This window comes from Odoribacter laneus YIT 12061 (assembly GCF_000243215.1).
GTDB classification, from domain to species: domain Bacteria; phylum Bacteroidota; class Bacteroidia; order Bacteroidales; family Marinifilaceae; genus Culturomica; species Culturomica lanea.
In genome coordinates, this window is the sequence record NZ_JH594596.1 from 2337006 (window position 1) to 2355052 (window position 18047).

The window sequence follows — 18047 nt, forward strand, 5'->3', positions numbered from 1 at the left end:
AAAGTACGACTTATGGCGATCCAGAGAAAAAGCAAAATAAATCCACATTTTAACATGTCTTCGATGACGGACATTGTATTTCTCTTGTTGATTTTTTTTCTGGTCACTTCTACTTTAGTAAATCCGAACGCCTTAAAACTTCTATTACCCAAAAGTACCAATCAGCTTCCCAGTCAGCAATCGGTAACGGTTTCTATCGATAAAAATCTGGTTTATTATTTCAATGCCAAAGTCACTCCTTTTTCCATGCTGGAAAGTAAAATCGTCAGTGAACTCAAAAATTCTGCAGACCCTTGTATCAATATTCAGGCGGAAAAATCGGTACCCATTGAATACGTAGTCCGCATTATGAACATTGCCAAAACGCACGGTTATAAATCCATTTTGGCGACAGAGCCTGAGTAAAATTTTAACATTCGCTTCTCTCTTCCTTTCTTTTATTCACAATCCTTTTGTTTTTTTTCCTCATCAAGCGTAAAAAAATAAGTGCAACCATTTAAAATCGTTGACGTATACCCCCATATTATTAAAAATGATTTATAAAAAAATCTCGCACGCAGATGATAATAAAAGAATGTTAAACTAAAAACAAACTAAGTATGAGACGTTTACTATTTTTACTACTGATCGGATTGTTTGCGCAACTATTGGTATCCTGTTATCCTGAAGGAGCCGACAATACGGAAGATTACGACGTTGCTATGACAACCTACGACCGGGACAAAGATGCTAGCTTTTTTGCCGGTCTCACCACCTACTCTATGCCTGATACCATTGTTTATTTCGTAAGCAAAAACGATGAAATTAACGGTGGCCATCAGTTCGATCAAGCCATTCTGCAATTGGTTGAATCCGAATTTAATGCTTTAGGTTATCAAAGAATTCAGGGTTCTGAAACGGATAAACCCGACTTTATTGTGACTGTTTCAGCTTTTTCCAATGTAAATTATTACTTTGTATACAACAACTGGTATAACTATTGGGGTTGGTATCCAGGCTGGGATTGGTTTGGCTGGGGATATTATCCGGGTTGGAACTGGCCGAGTTTCGGTCCTTACTATCCCTGGGGTAGCATAGACCTCTATTCTTACCGTTCCGGTTCCATTGTAATCGATATGCTTGACCCGTCGAATGTAACGGAATCCAGTAATAAAATACCCGTACTATGGAGTGGCATCGCAGACGGCATTATTGCCGGTTCGACCGACTATATACTTCAACGGGCTGAAACACAAATCAGACAATGTTTTATCCAGTCACCTTACTTAGGCAAATAAAAGGATTGCTGACAACCCGCAAAGTTATCGCGATCCCATAAGATTAATAACTGACATTCAATATTTAAGATATAAAAAAACGATTGAGTATGAAAAAAATATTAGTAATCGCAATCCTGTTATTTGGGCTGAGTCCACTATTAAAAGCTCAGATGCTTAATCTCAACTATCAGATAAGTGTGCCCCTCGGCGATATCAAAGACTTTACCGACAAAGGTAGTTTCAGAGGTGCCGATCTCGAATATCATCAATTTTTAGGAGATTATTTTTCCATTGGTGGAGCCATTGGCTGGAATGTATTTTACCATAACCTGGATCATCACACCAATGATTTCCGCTTTCAAGGAAACAACAATATTTACACCATAACGGGTAACCAATATCGTTATATCAACACTGTTCCCCTGATGGCCATCGGACGTTATTATTTTACAGACAATACAACTTCTGTTCGTCCGTTTGTCGGCTTGGGAGTAGGTACCCGCTGGACAGAAAAACGGCTGGAAGTAGGACAATATTCCTCTACCATTTCCAGATGGCAATTCAGTTTTGCCCCAGAAATCGGTATGTATGTACCGCTCAGCGACCAGATTGCTCTAAATTTCGGAGCCCGCTACAGTTATGGCACAAGAGCCGCACACGGGAGAGTCCCCGAATTCCAAAGCTTTACTTTCAATATCGGTCTTATCCTGATGGGAGCTCAATAAAACATAAAAATTCCGGCAATCAGCCGGAATTTTTTATATCCCTTCTTTAAAATCTCGTTTCAAACTAGCATATTTGCATATTAATATTTTTTAATATGCATAAATTATTTTTATTATCGGCTCTCTTTCTGTTTAGCGCCTGTGATCAGACGCCGCCCCCCACCCCTATTTTACCCCTCCCGACTTCCCACCAAATCGAATGGCAAAAACTGGAGACATACGCTTTTGTACATTTCGGGCTGAACACATTCAACGATCTGGAATGGGGATACGGAAATACACCGGCCTCGACCTTTAACCCGACGGAACTCGATTGTGAACAATGGGTGCGTATTATAAAAGCCGCAGGATTAAAAGGGGTTATGTTGACCGCTAAACACCACGATGGTTTTTGCCTTTGGCCCTCTCAATACACAGATTACAGCGTTAAAAACTCCCCTTGGAAACAAGGCCGGGGGGATCTGGTAAAAGAGTTATCGGACGCCTGCCGGAAATACGGGCTGAAATTCGGGATTTATCTTTCTCCCTGGGATCGTAACCATGCCGATTACGGTCGTCCTGCTTATGTCGAATATTTCCACAATCAAATGCAAGAATTACTTAGCAATTACGGAGAAATCTTCGAATACTGGTTTGACGGAGCCAATGGAGGAGATGGTTGGTACGGAGGCCATTCGGAAAAGCGGAATATCGATGCGCGTACCTACTACAAATATGAAGAAGCTCGCCGGACCATTCAAAAATTACAGCCCCAAGCTGTTATATTCGGCGGTACCTGTCCCGATATCCGCTGGATCGGGAATGAAGAAGGATGGGCCGGAGAAACAAACTGGAGCTTGTATGACGAGGCGGCTCAAAAATACCCGGCAGAATTGATACACGGTATGCCCAAAGCGAAACGCTGGACACCCGGAGAATGCGACGTTTCTATTCGTCCCGGTTGGTTTTATCATGCCCGCGAAGATCATCAGGTAAAAACCCTCGCTCACCTCGTGGACCTCTATTACCGAAGTGTCGGACGAAATGCAAATTTTTTACTGAATTTTCCAGTCGGCCTAAACGGTAAAATACATCCTCTCGATTCCGCCCGAGCCTTGGAATGGAGACAAACCCTTGCAGCAGAATTAAATCAGAATTTACTGAAACACGCAAAAGCCGAAGCACAGAATACAAGGGGAAATTCCCGGAAATACGCCCCCTCTCATACGACCGACGGAGATTGGGATACTTACTGGGCTACCGACGATAGTATTCACCACAATACCCTTACGCTTTTCTTCCCTCAAAAACAAACCTTCAACCGACTTCTCCTACAGGAGTATATTCCGCTGGGACAACGGATAATCGCTTTTCAAATCGACTATTTTCAGCAAGGACAATGGTATCCTCTGGAAACGACCGATTCCATGACGACTATCGGCTATAAACGCATTATACGTTGCCAAACGACTGAAGCGGAGAAAATCCGTATACATTTTACCCGTTCCCGGGGACCGCTGTGTATTAATAATGTAGAAGCTTATCTGGCACCTCCTCTTCTTACCGAACCGGTCATATCCCGCCAAGCCGATAACACCATTCTTATACAAAGCGGAGATCCGGAAACCCGGATTTATTATACAACCGATCATTCTCTACCCACCCCCTCTTCCACTCTATACGACCCGGCTCATCCTTTTAAACTAAACAGCAAAGGAACCATAAAAGCAATAGCTTATTCTCCGCAAAACGGACAGCAAAGCCCCTTATCCTGTCGCCAATTCGACATTCCAAGAAATCATTTTCACCTTCTCAATAGCCGGCAATTGGCAGGAAACGACAAAACGCTCCTCCAGGAACTGACAAAACGCAGCAAACTGATGTTTGATGGAGATGCCTATACCGCTTTCTATTTGCCCGCAAAGGCAAAACAAGAAATTCATATCGACCTCGGCAAAAAATACCGGCTCAACGGTTTTACCTATACCCCCGATCAAAGAAGATGGGGCGGGGGAGTCATTACTCATTACGAATTTTATGTAGAAGATCAACTGGTTGCCGCCGGAGAATTTTCCAATATCGTACACAACCCCATTGAACAACAAATTTCCTTTCCGCCTACAAACGGACAACGAATCCGATTTGTCGCCCGGACAATCAGCGGAGGTCAAAAAGCCGGCATTGGGGAATTTACGGTACTGACAGAAGAATAGGTCAAAAAAAATCATCTGGCTATACACCAGATGACCTCAAAAGCACGGAAGGAGGGGCTCGAACCCCCGACAGCCGGTTTTGGAGACCGGTACTCTACCAACTGAGCTACTTCCGTATTTTGCGGTGCAAAGGAAAGAAAACTTTCCCAATAATGCAATTTTTCGTTTAGATTTAAACGCCTAAAAATTCAAATATTCAAAAGTAAAAATGTACAAGTGAAACGTCCTCCTACAAACAGCTTAACGGAACTAAAACTCCCGTATCTTATTTTCCTAAGGAGCATAAAGTACGTTTACCCCCTTTCCCCCTATCGCATCCTGCAAAATCTCCCGGATTAATGTTGCGGAACAGAAAAAAAGGTTGCAGGCAAATCCCGTAAATTATACTGAGATGCCATTGCTTCTCCGTATGCTCCTGCAGAATGAATTACAATCAGATCTCCCCGGGCTGTTCCCTTCAAGCTCACATCCTTCCCAAAACAATCTGCCGACTCACAAATAGGCCCGACCACATCATACTTTTCTTCCGGTTTATCCGAACTTATATTTTCAATTTTATGAAAAGCCTGATAAAGGGCGGGGCGTAATAAATCATTCATTCCTGCATCCAGAATGACAAACTTTTTATTCCTTCCCTCTTTGACATAAAGCACCTTGGAAATCATATCCCCGCAATGAGCAATAATAGAGCGTCCCAATTCAAAATGCACCTGCTGATAAGGCTCCGCCTCAAAAAACTTAGCAAACGTCGCAAAATAATTTTCAAAATCAGCAATAGGTTCTCCATAGGGGTGGTTATAATCAATCCCCAAACCACCTCCGAAATTGATATGCGGAAAAACGATTCCCTTTCTCTTCAGCTTTTGCTGTATTTCATTTACCTTCAAGCAAAGACTTCTGAAAACCCCCATATCAGTTATTTGCGAACCGATATGAAAGTGCAAACCGATCAGTTCTACATTCGGCAACATCCGGCTCTCCTCTATCACATGCTCTAAATCATACAGGTAAATACCGAACTTATTTTCCTCTATGCCTGTCGTAATATAATGATGCGTATGAGCATCCACATTGGGATTTACCCTTAAAGCTATCCTTGCTTTTTTTCCGCAAGCAGCAGCAATTTCATCAATGACACGGATTTCCGGTAAAGATTCACTGTTGAAACAAAAAATATCTGCATTTAAAGCAACCCGTATTTCCTCATCGTTTTTACCCACTCCGGCATAAACGATTTGGTCCGGAGCAAAACCGCATTCAACGGCCCGGCCGACCTCATTTCCGCTGACACAATCCGCACCCAATCCCGATGCACTGATCAATTTAAGCAAAACAGGATTAGCATTTGCCTTTACCGCATAATGTACGTGAAATAAAGGATATTTAGCGACTTCAGCTTTCACTTTCTCCAGTGTTTTCTGAAGCAGTTCTATATTATAATAATAACAAGGGGTAGGTAAATTTGTCAAATGTGTTATCTCTTTCATAGTCGTAAATTCAAAACATACTTTCAGATTCTATATCCAATAATTTATGACTCAGGTCTACCAAAGCTTTTTGCTTATCTTCCCGTTTGACAAGAAGTGAAATATTATGCTCACTCCCTCCGTAAGAAATCATCCGCAAAGGGACGTCCGTAAGAGCGTTTAATACCCTCGCTCCAAGCCCTGTTTTACCGGCAGCAAAGGCCCCCACAATACATATAATGGAAAGATCCGTATCCACTTCAATCGTCCCGAATTTTTCCAGGTCTTTTAAAATATTCTCCAAATGATCTGTACAATCAATAGTCAACGAAACAGCCACCTCTGAAGTTGCAATCATATCAATCGGCGTTTTCCAGGCTTCAAAGACTTCAAAAACCTTTCTTAAAAAACCATAGGCTAAAAGCATATTCGTCGATTTGACATTGATGGCTGTGATACCATCCTTTGCCGCAACAGCCTTTACATTCTCGACAGGACTTTCCTTTGTAATCAAAGTACCTTCATCTTCCGGATGAAGCGTATTCTTTAAACGCACCGGAATATTCTCTTTTTTTGCCGGTTGTATACTGGAGGGATGAAGAATTTTCGCACCGAAATAAGCTAATTCCGCAGCTTCATCAAAAGACAACTGCCGAATCGCCCGGGTTTTCTCCACAAAACGAGGATCATTGTTGTGAACCCCATCAATATCCGTCCAAATCTGAATCTCCTCTGCCCTTAATGCCGCTCCGACCAAAGCCGCCGAATAATCACTCCCTCCCCGTTTCAAATTATCAATTTCCCCGTAAGCATTCCGGCATATAAAACCCTGAGTAATAATAAGCGGCTGAACATCCGGCTGAGACAATTCCCGTTTTAAATTTTGCTCTATATAAAAATAATCCGGTTCCCCGTCTTTATCAATACGCATATAATTTAAAGCCGACATCAAAGAAGAAGGAATACCACATTCCTGTAAATAATAATACATCAATGTCGTAGAAATAATTTCGCCCTGAGCCACGACAGCCTTCTCCTGCAAAGGATAAAAATCCTTATTGACAAAAGAACGTAAATAAGTAAAAACAGTCTGAATAAATTCTGTCGCCTTATGGATAGAAGGTTCTGTCGCGTATAGCTCACTGATCACAATATAATAATTTAACTCCAGGTTCTGAAGAATATCGATGGCCTTCTGTTTCTCATCCCGATACAGACAATTTGCCATTTCGATTAACGTATTTGTCGTACCCGACATGGCCGAAAGTACCACAATTTTAGGCTGACCATCATCTATTAGATGAGCCACTGCCCGAATTCTTTCTGCACTACCTACAGAGGTTCCCCCAAATTTTAAAACTTTCATTTTGTTTTTTATTATAATTATTTAGCTGGCATAATCCGATCCTCCGGAATAACTTATTCCAGACATTCTCACGAAGATTTTTGCATGGGCAAATATCTTACAAATTGTTTTAATAAACAATACTTTGTTTATAATTCAACAAATTGTTTATTCTTTGTAAAAGATACAGCCACCCAATTCTGTTTCATTTTCTGATCCCCATAGGTCATACCCAGTTCTGCTGCTTTTTGGCGGATGGAAGGTAAATCCTTTGTATAGAATCCGCTCATGATCAAGATACCGCCGTCTTTCAGACAACGCTCATAAAAAGGCATATCGGTTAGAAGAATATTCCGGTTGATATTAGCCAGGATAAAATCAAATTCTTTTTCCTTTTCCAACAAGCCGGCATTTCCGATTTTAATCTGAATATTTTGAAGCTGATTATTTTCAATATTTTCTCTGGCATTTCGATAGGACCATTCGTCTATATCAATTCCGGTAACAGTACTAGCCCCAAGCTTTGCTGCCAGAATAGAAAGGATTCCGGTTCCGCATCCCATATCCAAAACTCTTTTACCTTTCATTTGTCCGGAAAAATCCAGTAAAGTTTCCAACATAAGGGTAGTTGTCGGATGATGACCGGTCCCGAAACTCATTTTAGGTTCAATGATAATATCGTAATCTATACCGGGAATAGTCGGATGAAACCCGGCCCGGATCAAAATTCGGTTATCTACGACGATAGGAGTAAAATTCTTTTCCCACTCCAGGTTCCAATCCCGATCTTGCAGTACGTAAAAATTCCAATCAATCTGATAATCAACAGCTAATGACTGAAGAATTTCCAGTTTCTGAATTCTCTCTTCCTCAAATTGTTCACAAGTGATATAAGCTGTAAAGCCTGTATCGGTATATTGAAATCCTTCATATCCGATACTACTCATCGTGGCAATCAGTATATCGGCTATTTCTTCCGAAAAAGGAGTAATGTTAAAATTTATCGCTGTATAGTCCATCTTCCATCATTTAAAAGTTAAATCTTTTCGCCGGGAAGTTCCATGCGAATCCGCCATTCCTTAGGATAATAATTATTCAAGCGGTTTCCTAAACTCTTTCCCCACCCCAATCCAATTCCTCCATAAGTAATAAGTATCCATTCTCCCGCTTTGGCAGAAACGGGTATTTCTTCCTTTTTCAGGAACCGGAGGGCCGTCTCTAAATCCACCTCGTCCCGCAGGCAATTTGATAAATTCAAACGAGCATACAAAGCCAAGGGAGGTAATCGTTTTACCTTCTGATGAATCAGTTCTGCCACTTCACACCCCTTATAAATCACCCGAAGAGATTGTTGGAGGGCATAGACAAAATCGTCTTGTGAAGCTGGCAAAATAAGGATACGGGAATCTTCATTCCGTATCGCCAATGTCGCTACATCAGGTAACAAAGCCGTCAATTCTTCCGGTAACCGTAGGGGAGAGGAAAGACGTGTTTTTTTAGCTTTCCAGCCACCCCCTCCGGAAGCTTCGTTTTTCCGCAAAACACTGATAAAAAAACCTTCTCCCTCCACTTTATGAGGATAAAACCGATACCCGTATAACGGGGTTTCGGCAGCCGTAATTTCAGGAAAGGGGTGTTCAATTTTTATACTTTCGGCTCCCCATTTTTCCTGTATCCATTCGACAATTCTTTCATTTTCTTCGGGATTATAGGTACAAGTACTATAAATGAAATAACCTCCCGGCTTTAAAGAATCCCAAATATCGCTAATGATCCTTTTTTGTCTTTCGCGGCATAGGTGAAGATTAGCTTCGCTCCATTCTTCTATCGCCTCCCGATCTTTACGAAACATGCCTTCCCCGGAACAAGGAGCATCCACCAATATCAAATCGAAAGCTTGATTCAGCTTCTTAAAATCGGCAGGATCATTCTGAGTGATAACGACATGATCCCTTCCCCATTTAATGAGATTTTCTTTCAGGATAACCGCTCTCGAACGAATCACTTCATTTGAAACCAGTAAACTTCCATCGGGAAGCTGAGAAGCCAATAAAGTAGATTTTCCTCCCGGAGCAGCGCAGAGATCCAATACTCTTACCGCTTCCCCCTTTAGCAATTGCTTTAATATATAACTCAAAAACATGGAAGAAGCCTCCTGTACATAATAGCCTCCCCCATGTAAATAGGGATCTAAAGTAAACAGCGGCCGCTTGTCCAAATACAAACCTTCCGGGCACCATTTGACGGGCCGCATTCCTTCCCATGCGGAACAACGCACACCCGCCGGCGCCAATTTCGCCGTATTAAAGCGGATACTCACGGGGGCTGCCTTTTGCAGGACATCCAAAAATCTGTCCGTCTCTGTCTGTAAAAGACGATGCATACGTTGGGTGAAAGCTGAAGGCAAATTGTTCATTGTCCGGAGATATTCTTATATTTGCTGCAAATATAATAAAGCCCGACATCAAAAACGAAAAAAGAAAAGGCTTTAGCTAGTTTAGAATCAAAATGAGAATAGAAAAAAATTTCAGTCTCCGTCCCTATAACACTTTCGACGTCGACGTAAAATGCAAATATTTTGTAGAAAGTGAAAAAGAAGCAGAGTTCATTGACTTTATCCGGGAATACGAATTAAAGCCGGAAGAGATCATCTTATTGGGGAGGGGAAGTAATTTTCTTTTCACAGAAGATTTCGATGGCACCGTACTTTATCCGTTTATGCAAGGAATCGAAATCCTATCGGAAAACGCGGAAAAAACGAGTGTAAGAGCTGGAGCCGGAGTCAACTGGGATGATTTTGTCGCTTGGACAGTAGCCCACAATTTATGGGGAGTGGAAAATCTATCCCTTATCCCCGGACATGTAGGAGCTGCCCCCGTACAGAATGTGGGAGCTTACGGTACAGAAGCTGGAGATTGCATTACTATCGTCGAGGCCATCGATATAGAGAAAGGCATAAAAGTACAAATTCCAGCAACCAATTGCCGGTTCGGCTATCGGGATAGTATCTTTAAAAAAGAATGGAAAAACAAATTCCTGATTACTTATGTGGTTTTTGAGTTAAGTAAACAAGCCCGTCCCAAACTGGAATATGGAAGTATAAAAGAAGAACTGAAGCGTCTGGGAGACAGATATAGTTTACAAAATATCCGCCAGGCAGTCATAAACATCCGGAACTCGAAATTACCCGATGTTTGTGACTTACCCAATGCCGGCAGTTTTTTTAAAAATCCTGTCATCGCCTCCTCCCTGGCTTTACAACTGAAATCGCAATACCCGGATATGCCCTTGTACACCGTAAACGAATCCTATTCCAAATTGGCAGCCGGTTGGCTGATTGAACAAACCGGCTGGAAAGGAAAAAATCTGGGGAAAGCCGGCGTATACGAAAAACAGGCACTCGTCTTAGTAAACCGGGGAAATGCAACAGGACTGGACATTGTCCGCCTGGCAAATGAAATTAAAAAAAGCGTTTTTATGAAATTCAATGTATGGATAGAACCGGAGGTAAATATCATTTGATAAGCGTGCATTCTTAGAATTTATGAAATTTCCTTCTGCCGGGAATCCCTAATCTTCAGTTTCCTGAATAAAAATATTGCTGCAATTATCAATCACAAAAGGTCTTTGTTCCTGCCCTTGATAGGAATAAGCATCCGTATGGATAATCCGATTTCCTTTAAACACGAAATCATCTACACCATATAAATTTACCAAACGGGGATCAAAGATATGAAATGTATTCTCTTCTACTCGTATTTTCCGGTGATAACGGCTCGTTTCCCGCTGCTCGTAGATACCAGAACCCACTGCAATACAGGCCTTTCCCCAGATACCATAATTACAATTATCAAATACATTTTCCCGAATCACCACATCTCGCACACCTGATTGTTCATACCAATACGAACCGTCCCCTTCAAACAAAATGGCAGCTCCTGGCACATGAAAATAGTTTTTCTCTATCCGGATCTTTCCTCTGGAACCTAACAATAGACCCCGGGCCCGATTATTTCTCATTTTACAGGCGCGAATCAACACCTCCGGATAGGGTCCCATAGCAGCCACCACATCTTTCACCCGAGTTCCCTCCGGCAAAGGGGCGGTCAGACAAACCCGGGTATATTTTTTATTCAGACGCTCCACATTTTCCACACTTAATTCTCCGTATTGTATTAAACTCTTATGATTTACCAATTCCAATTGTTGTCCCGGCCGGATGAAATCAAATCCCTCTTGTGCCGGGTGCATCAATTTGACAATCAGTTCTTGTGGCCCTATAATAGAATCGATAACGGCATATATTCCGTGGATATTGGTCGCATCGTCTTTTTGGTTTTCAAATAAACAATTCAGCATCCGGATAAAACCATAACAATTGGAAAAATGAGTCGCATCTGCCGTAATACTTATCATCCGGCCCGTACCCGGAGAAGGCGTAACCTGCACATGATCCAGCTCAATATCTCCGCTTCGCTGGGCAATCACGCCCATCCCCCCGCAATGCCAAATGTTTACATGCTGTATACGCACCCTTTTACTATCGGTAACGGTAAAAGCCGGGATTAAACGCTGTGCCGCCCCGAATACCAATATATTCCCAGGCGTACCTTTTATCTTATCTTTAAATATCCGGACATTTCCGTTTTTCAACTCCTGAGCCGGCATACATCCTCCCGACAACCAATAGTCTTTTACCATATACGCAGGTTCCCGCTTCTCCACATCAAACTCCAACAGGTTGCTATAAGGATATTTATTTCCTTGATTATCTTTAAAATGCAAACATCCGTTTGAAAAATAATACGGGTATTCCGAAGCAAACGACACGTCTAGCCAACCTTCTCCGCAAGCTTCTATTTTTCCCTCAGAATGAAATGTACGGGTATAATCGATGGATAAATTCCGGACTTCAATATTCTCCGCCTCCCGGATCAAAAATGGACAAACAAAACCGGAAAACAAGAGGACAGCCCCGTTGCCTTCGAGAACAATATCCGACAAACCGGTCAAATCGAAAGCAAACCGTTTTAAACCTTCGTCATTATTACTGACAAATACATACTGCTCTACGGCATAATCCGGTTGAAAGTATAATTTTTCCGCCGGTAATTCCAAACGCCTTGCTTTTACTTTTTTACATTCATCCAAAGCTCTCCGCAAAGCCAAAGTTGCATCCTGCCCTTCCTGATAACCGACCAGGTAATCCTTCAAATAAACGACTTTTTCTTCGGCTTGCTGCCCCGTCGAACAAGAAATGAGTATACTACCAACCAGATAATACAGCCAGATGCCCGCTATTTTTTTCATCTTAAGTAATCGTTAAACGTTCGCAAATTTTAGTTTTTATCCCTCTCCGGAAAATTTCTTCCTCTGCATTCCCTTTTTAATGAGAAGAAAATTTTACGGACAAAGGACAGTCGGCCGGAGTCGTCTTAGAAAAAATAATTTTGTCCTTCTCTTTTACTACCACCCGAAGTTTGGCTTGTTTTCGGCTCACTTCTATATCGAACGTCCTTCCAAAAGCACGAATATTCCTCAAAGCCATATTCTCCCAATCCGCGGGAAGCCGTGGGGTAAAGACAAAAGAAGCCAATCCCGTAGGGCGGATGCCGAACAACCCTTCCGTAATCACCCGACTATATAACCCGCTTTCCGCTGACAGATGGCGCTGGCTTCCTTCCGGCCAGGCCTCAATAGCATAAGGCACATGCTCCCCTACTAATCGTTGACGGGAATAATATTGTAAATAAGCTGTAGCTTTTTCCGTCGCTCCTGCCGCATACGCCCCTCTCAAAGCGTATAAAGTAGAACGATCCCAGAATGTAGTGCTTCCTTCCTGTGTCAACAGTCCGTTTTCCGTCCATAAACGAGGTGAAAACAAAGCCTCCAGTGTTCCTTCTGCCCTGTCGGTGATTCCCATTGTCAAGGGAATACAAATCCACGACCTCAATAAGTCATTCCCCCGATAGTAACGATAAGTATCAAATTCCCCCATCCGGGCTCCGAAATATTCCTCTATTGCCTGTTGCAATGCCTGGGCTTCTTTTCGGTAAAGCGCCAATTGACGGGAAGAAATCCCCAATTCTTTCCCGAGAAATACAGCAGAACACAACGCATCGTAATACAGTGAAGAAGTACATAAATTCGCATCCCCTGCCGGGAAACGTCCTTCCAGCTCATCCGTATCGGATTCCACCACACCGGCAGTATTTCGTTTTCGTTTACAATATTCCAGACACCATTCAATCAAAGGCCAAAGTTCTTTCGCTTCACTCTTACTTCCCCGGGCTAAAGCATAACGAGCCGCCCCATAAGCGATCATAGCAGCATCTCCCCGATCTCCTGCTCCATTCCAAATATCTTTCCCTTCAGCAATAATAGAACTCGGTATCGGCTTGTAGTCTGCATTCATAAAGCGGGCAAAATGCCGGAAAGCATTTAAAGCAGATAAATTTCCCACCTCGTATCCCAGATAGGGGAAAAACGGATTTACATATTCAGCCTGATCATTTGCCCAAATTGCTGCGTAATAAGACTCTCCGCCCGGACCGTGCATATACCCTCCTCTTGTTTTATAGATACTTTCGGCAGCCCTTATTTTAGCAAACTTGAACATGGTATTAACAATAGGATCGGGAGTCTCCAAACACAAATGAGCTCCCATTTCTTCCACAAATTTTTCCCTTTTATAAAGTTCTGCTGCATAATCCGGCTGAACAGCCTTCTCTGAAAACCGATACGCTTGAATACCTGCATAAAAACAAACCGACTGACCAGGGGCAATCTTATAGGTTCCGCTCCCCTGTGTGGAAGTAGAAAATACATACTCCCCCTCTACTCCTTTTGTAGAATCCGTATGGGAACATATAGTTATTTCCGGAACAAAAACTTCCAATAAACGATCGGAAATATTGTTTATCTCATACCGTTCGCACCAAACGGGCAAATCCATGGAAGGATAAAATGTACGGATCACTTCAACCACCGGTTTTTGTGCACGCTTACGAGCCGCTCCGATGTTGACATAACCCGTAGAGAAATCACTTTTTACCTGCATAAGGCCTTTCAAGTAAACCGACTTCACCTGTTCATGCTGTAAAGCCAAGCCATTTACGGTAACCCAAGACAAAATATCCCCGGCAAACCGATGCATAAGACTGGCATGCGTGTTATTCGGTATTGTCCGTAACATCGGCCACACCACGGATCGTTCCAAACAAAACTTTTTTTCGGCATTTACACCATAACGTAACACGACAGACAGCTGCTCTCCGCTCATTTCGATGTGGTCGTCATGGGGCAGACGATCTTTTATTTCCCACAAAATTCCACCATCCTTCTCTATTTTCCACCGATTCTGTGCCTTCAGTTTCCCCCCGCAAATGATTCCTATGATAATAAAAAAGATAAAAACAGATTTCATATATTCAGAATTTCCTTTTAATACTCCCCGGGAATTTCTCTTATTCTTTTTAGTCACCCTGCCCTCTCTGAGAAATTTCTCATTCTGGTTTTCAGTCAGCAATCCCGATGGGCCTTATCTTATAACACATAAAACACCTTTCGGATGTATTTCCCCGATTCCTACATTTCTTTATTCATTATACATCCTTCGTTTAGATTGTAATCTCCTTCATTTTTCAGAAATTACACCAGTTTATCTGTCCTCTTTTTCTTATCCTCCGGTTTTGCAATAGTTTCCCTCATTTGGGTATCGGCTTCAATATTTTTCATACGGTAGTAATCCATTACGCCGAGATTACCGGAACGGAAAGCTTCTGCCATTGCCAAAGGTACATGAGCTTCTGCCTCTATTACTTTTGCTTTCATCTCTTGTGCCAAAGCTTTCATTTCCTGTTCCCTTGCTATAGCCATTGCCCGGCGCTCTTCTGCTTTAGCCTGAGCAATCTTTAAATCCGCATCAGCCTGATCTATTTGTAAACCGGCTCCGATATTTTTTCCTACGTCTATATCTGCAATATCAATAGAAAGGATTTCGAATGCCGTACCCGAATCCAATCCTTTATCCAATACTACTTTAGAAATAAAATCCGGATTTTCCATCACAGCTTTGTGGGAATCGGAAGATCCGATAGAGGACACAATACCTTCCCCTACACGGGCTAATATCGTTTCTTCACCTGCTCCCCCGACCAATCGTTTTATATTCGCCCTTACCGTAACACGGGCTTTGGCAATCAACTGAATTCCGTCCTTAGCAACAGCACTGACGGGAGGAGTGTTGATCACTTTGGGGTTTACACTCATCTGTACCGCTTCGAAAACGTCCCGCCCGGCCAAATCCACGGCTGTCGCAATCTGAAACGTCAAATCAATATTCGCTTTCGAGGCGGAAACCAATGCATGCACCACCTGAGCCACATGTCCCCCGGCCAAATAATGAGCTTCCAATAAATCCCGGTACAATTCAATCCCGGCTTTTTTACCTTCGATCATAGCACCTACAATGATAGTAGGAGGCACTTTTCTCCACCTCATCAATATCAATTGCAACAAGGAAATCTTTACATCCGAAACCAACGCCTGAAACCACAGACCAATAGGAATAAAATACAAAATAACCCATAACAAAAACACACTGCCGGCAATAGCCGCCACCAATAAAACAACACCTGTGTTATCCATCTTTTTCTTTCTTTAATTTAACAATTACTTTATCTTTATATACTTTTACCACTTCCACTTCAGCACGGGAATCGATATAACCACTTTGAGAAAGCGCCTCTACGACCACCTCCCCGATTTTTACTTTTCCCATAGGAGACAAACGTCCGAGACAAATCCCGCAGTCTCCCACCTTCACCGATTCATCTACCCCTTCAACAGTGCTATCGATGCTCGAATGCAAACTCAATTTCTTCCAGGTCTGCGCCCGAAGAGCATACCATGTCACAACAAACCCACCCAGGGCTGTCGCCAACAAAATAAAATTACCAGCCTTCGTTCCAAAAAATTTATATCCCAGGTATACCCCGAAGCAGACACAAGCAAAACCGATAATTCCGGCTACGTTAACTCCCGGAAGAACTAAAAATTCTATAATCAGCAAAAAAAAGCCGATTACAACCAATATGAGTACAATAATCCATTCCATACGCCCATCTATTAAAAACGAAATTTCCTCAGACGGTTTAAACAACTTGAACTGGATAAAGATATAAAAAACTCCTGTTCAAAAAAATTCTGATCCGATATTTTTATTTACCTTTTTCTCCCCCTTTTCTAAACAATTTCTTCTCTGTCTTTTATGTTTTTTTATCCGATCAATCTTCCCCAAACAATATGCAACTTACTGACAACAAGCCTATTATTCATCCAAAAATTGTATTTTCGAGAAGCATTATTTTTTAATCAGATTTTTTATATTTACTTTGTACTGTTTTTGCGAGCCTGTTATAAAAATAATTTTTAATCAAACCCAAGTATGGAGCAGGAAATTACCAATGAGGAAGAGTTTTATAAAAAGGTAGAATATTTTAATGCCGAACGGACAAAACAATTGAGTTATCATTATCAGGAAATCTTAAAACTACTTGGAGAAGATCCGGAAAGAGAAGGACTCTTGAAAACACCGTTACGGGTAGCGAAAGCGATGCAGTTTATGACGCAGGGATATAGTCAGAACCCGGAAGAAATATTGAGTTCCGCTCTCTTTAAAGAAGATTACCGCCAAATGGTTATTGTAAAAGATATCGAAATTTATTCTCTCTGCGAACACCATATGCTGCCTTTTTACGGCCGTGCTCACGTGGCTTACATCCCGAACGGATATGTAACCGGTCTAAGTAAAATCGCCCGGGTAGTGGAAACATATGCCCGTCGGTTGCAAGTACAGGAACGCCTGACCTATGAAATCAAGAATTGTATACAAAATACCCTTCACCCTTTAGGAGTCGCCGTGGTCATCGAAGCGAAACACATGTGTATGGCTATCCGGGGAGTAGAAAAACAAAATTCGGTAACGACCACTTCCGATTTCAGCGGAGCTTTTGAGAAACTGGCCACCCGGGAGGAATTCATCCGGTTAATCAGTTCAAAGTTACACTAAACCCACGGGGAAGACAAATAAATGAAATCACATCTCTAAAACTTAACAATATGAAAAAAGCATTTGTATTTCCCGGACAGGGAGCACAATTTGTAGGCATGGGAAAAGAATTGTACGAAAATTCTCCCCGGGCAAAAGAACTGTTTGAAAAAGCAAATGATATTTTAGGATTCCGCATCACGGATATGATGTTTAATGGAACAGAAGCCGATCTAAAACAAACAAAAGTTACTCAACCGGCTATTTTTTTGCATTCTGTGATTTTAGCCGATAGTCTCACCGAAAAACCGGACATGACAGCCGGACATTCTCTGGGAGAATTTTCCGCTTTGGTAGCTGCTAAAGCCCTTTCTTTGGAAGATGGACTGCGACTGGTACATGCCAGAGCTTTAGCGATGCAAAAAGCCTGCGAAGCCACCCCTTCGACAATGGCGGCTGTCTTAGGCATGGCAGACGAAGCCGTGGAGAAAATATGCGGGGAAATCGACGAAGTAGTCGTGCCCGCCAACTACAACAGCCCCGGACAGATTGTCATTTCCGGCAGCAATAAAGGGATCGAAATCGCCTGCGCGAAACTGGCAGAAGCCGGAGCTAAAAGAGTGTTACCCCTCAATGTAGGAGGAGCATTTCATTCTCCTTTGATGGAACCTGCCCGCAAAGAATTGGCCGAGGCCATCAACAATACTCATTTCTCTGAACCCATCTGTCCTATTTATCAGAACGTAGATGCTCAACCGTATACAGATCCGGAAAGGATAAAGAACAACCTGATCGCCCAGTTGACCTCTTCTGTACGATGGACACAAATCATGCAAAATATGATCGCCGACGGAGCGACCTCTTTCCTGGAAATCGGTCCCGGAAAAGTCCTGCAAGGATTGATAAAAAAGCTAAACAGAGATATGGATACCAGCGGTATTCAATAAGATAAAAAAAAGGTTCCATACGGAACCTTTTTTTATAAAATCTTTATATCTTTAGTCGCGAA

15 protein-coding genes and 1 tRNA gene are annotated in these 18047 nt (G+C 42.2%); 7 read left to right on the forward strand and 9 right to left on the reverse strand.

Going from position 1 to position 18047, the window contains the following annotated elements; all coding sequences use genetic code 11:
* Positions 1-12: 12 nt before the first annotated feature.
* The 4 genes from HMPREF9449_RS09770 to HMPREF9449_RS09785 all read left to right on the forward strand — a co-directional run bounded on the left by HMPREF9449_RS09770 (position 13) and on the right by HMPREF9449_RS09785 (position 4176).
* Positions 13-405, forward strand: coding sequence for an ExbD/TolR family protein (locus tag HMPREF9449_RS09770; RefSeq protein WP_040611331.1), 393 nt, complete (start codon positions 13-15; stop codon positions 403-405).
* A 194-nt stretch (positions 406-599) separates the two neighbouring features.
* Positions 600-1277, forward strand: coding sequence for a DUF4136 domain-containing protein (locus HMPREF9449_RS09775; protein WP_009137097.1), 678 nt, complete (start codon positions 600-602; stop codon positions 1275-1277).
* Between the two features lie 89 nt (positions 1278-1366).
* The gene (locus tag HMPREF9449_RS09780; protein ID WP_009137098.1) at positions 1367-1984 is read left to right on the forward strand and encodes an outer membrane beta-barrel protein; all 618 of its coding nucleotides are present in this window, start codon (positions 1367-1369) and stop codon (positions 1982-1984) included.
* Between the two features lie 95 nt (positions 1985-2079).
* Positions 2080-4176: an alpha-L-fucosidase gene (locus HMPREF9449_RS09785; protein ID WP_009137099.1), complete on the forward strand. Its 2097-nt coding sequence runs from the start codon at positions 2080-2082 to the stop codon at positions 4174-4176.
* 43 nt (positions 4177-4219) lie between these two features.
* Here HMPREF9449_RS09785 and HMPREF9449_RS09790 read toward each other — a convergent pair.
* The 5 genes from HMPREF9449_RS09790 to HMPREF9449_RS09810 all read right to left on the reverse strand — a co-directional run bounded on the left by HMPREF9449_RS09790 (position 4220) and on the right by HMPREF9449_RS09810 (position 9403).
* A tRNA-Trp gene (locus tag HMPREF9449_RS09790) sits at positions 4220-4292 on the reverse strand.
* 219 nt (positions 4293-4511) lie between these two features.
* Positions 4512-5663, reverse strand: a complete 1152-nt coding sequence (gene lysA, locus HMPREF9449_RS09795) for a diaminopimelate decarboxylase (protein WP_009137100.1) — start codon at positions 5661-5663, stop codon at positions 4512-4514.
* A 10-nt stretch (positions 5664-5673) separates the two neighbouring features.
* The gene (locus tag HMPREF9449_RS09800; RefSeq protein WP_009137101.1) at positions 5674-7008 is read right to left on the reverse strand and encodes an aspartate kinase; all 1335 of its coding nucleotides are present in this window, start codon (positions 7006-7008) and stop codon (positions 5674-5676) included.
* 128 nt (positions 7009-7136) lie between these two features.
* Positions 7137-8006, reverse strand: a complete 870-nt coding sequence (gene prmA / locus HMPREF9449_RS09805) for a 50S ribosomal protein L11 methyltransferase (protein ID WP_009137102.1) — start codon at positions 8004-8006, stop codon at positions 7137-7139.
* 17 nt (positions 8007-8023) lie between these two features.
* Positions 8024-9403 carry a methyltransferase RsmF C-terminal domain-like protein gene (locus tag HMPREF9449_RS09810; protein WP_009137103.1) on the reverse strand — a complete coding sequence of 460 codons (1380 nt, stop codon included), beginning with the start codon at positions 9401-9403 and terminating at the stop codon, positions 8024-8026.
* A 92-nt stretch (positions 9404-9495) separates the two neighbouring features.
* On the opposite strand from HMPREF9449_RS09810, the gene murB reads away from it, so the two are divergent.
* On the forward strand, positions 9496-10509 hold the full coding sequence (gene murB, locus HMPREF9449_RS09815; RefSeq protein ID WP_009137104.1) for a UDP-N-acetylmuramate dehydrogenase: 1014 nt from the start codon (positions 9496-9498) through the stop codon (positions 10507-10509).
* 48 nt (positions 10510-10557) lie between these two features.
* Here murB and HMPREF9449_RS09820 read toward each other — a convergent pair whose 3' ends face one another.
* From HMPREF9449_RS09820 to HMPREF9449_RS09835, 4 genes are all read right to left on the reverse strand, one after another.
* Positions 10558-12297 (reverse strand): right-handed parallel beta-helix repeat-containing protein, encoded by a 1740-nt coding sequence (locus tag HMPREF9449_RS09820; protein WP_009137105.1) that lies wholly within the window; start codon positions 12295-12297, stop codon positions 10558-10560.
* A 76-nt stretch (positions 12298-12373) separates the two neighbouring features.
* Positions 12374-14413 (reverse strand): glucosidase family protein, encoded by a 2040-nt coding sequence (locus tag HMPREF9449_RS09825; RefSeq protein WP_050810435.1) that lies wholly within the window; start codon positions 14411-14413, stop codon positions 12374-12376.
* Positions 14414-14637: 224 nt separating this feature from the next.
* Positions 14638-15636: a flotillin-like protein FloA gene (gene floA, locus HMPREF9449_RS09830; RefSeq protein ID WP_009137107.1), complete on the reverse strand. Its 999-nt coding sequence runs from the start codon at positions 15634-15636 to the stop codon at positions 14638-14640.
* Positions 15629-16105: an NfeD family protein gene (locus HMPREF9449_RS09835; protein WP_009137108.1), complete on the reverse strand. Its 477-nt coding sequence runs from the start codon at positions 16103-16105 to the stop codon at positions 15629-15631. Before HMPREF9449_RS09835 ends, floA begins: the two co-directional genes overlap by 8 nt.
* Before the next feature lie 330 nt (positions 16106-16435).
* Between HMPREF9449_RS09835 and folE the strand changes: the two genes are divergently transcribed.
* Positions 16436-17059, forward strand: a complete 624-nt coding sequence (folE, locus tag HMPREF9449_RS09840; RefSeq protein ID WP_009137109.1) for a GTP cyclohydrolase I FolE — start codon at positions 16436-16438, stop codon at positions 17057-17059.
* A gap of 50 nt (positions 17060-17109) precedes the next feature.
* Positions 17110-17985: an ACP S-malonyltransferase gene (fabD, locus tag HMPREF9449_RS09845; protein ID WP_009137110.1), complete on the forward strand. Its 876-nt coding sequence runs from the start codon at positions 17110-17112 to the stop codon at positions 17983-17985.
* The last annotated feature ends 62 nt before the right edge of the window (positions 17986-18047 follow it).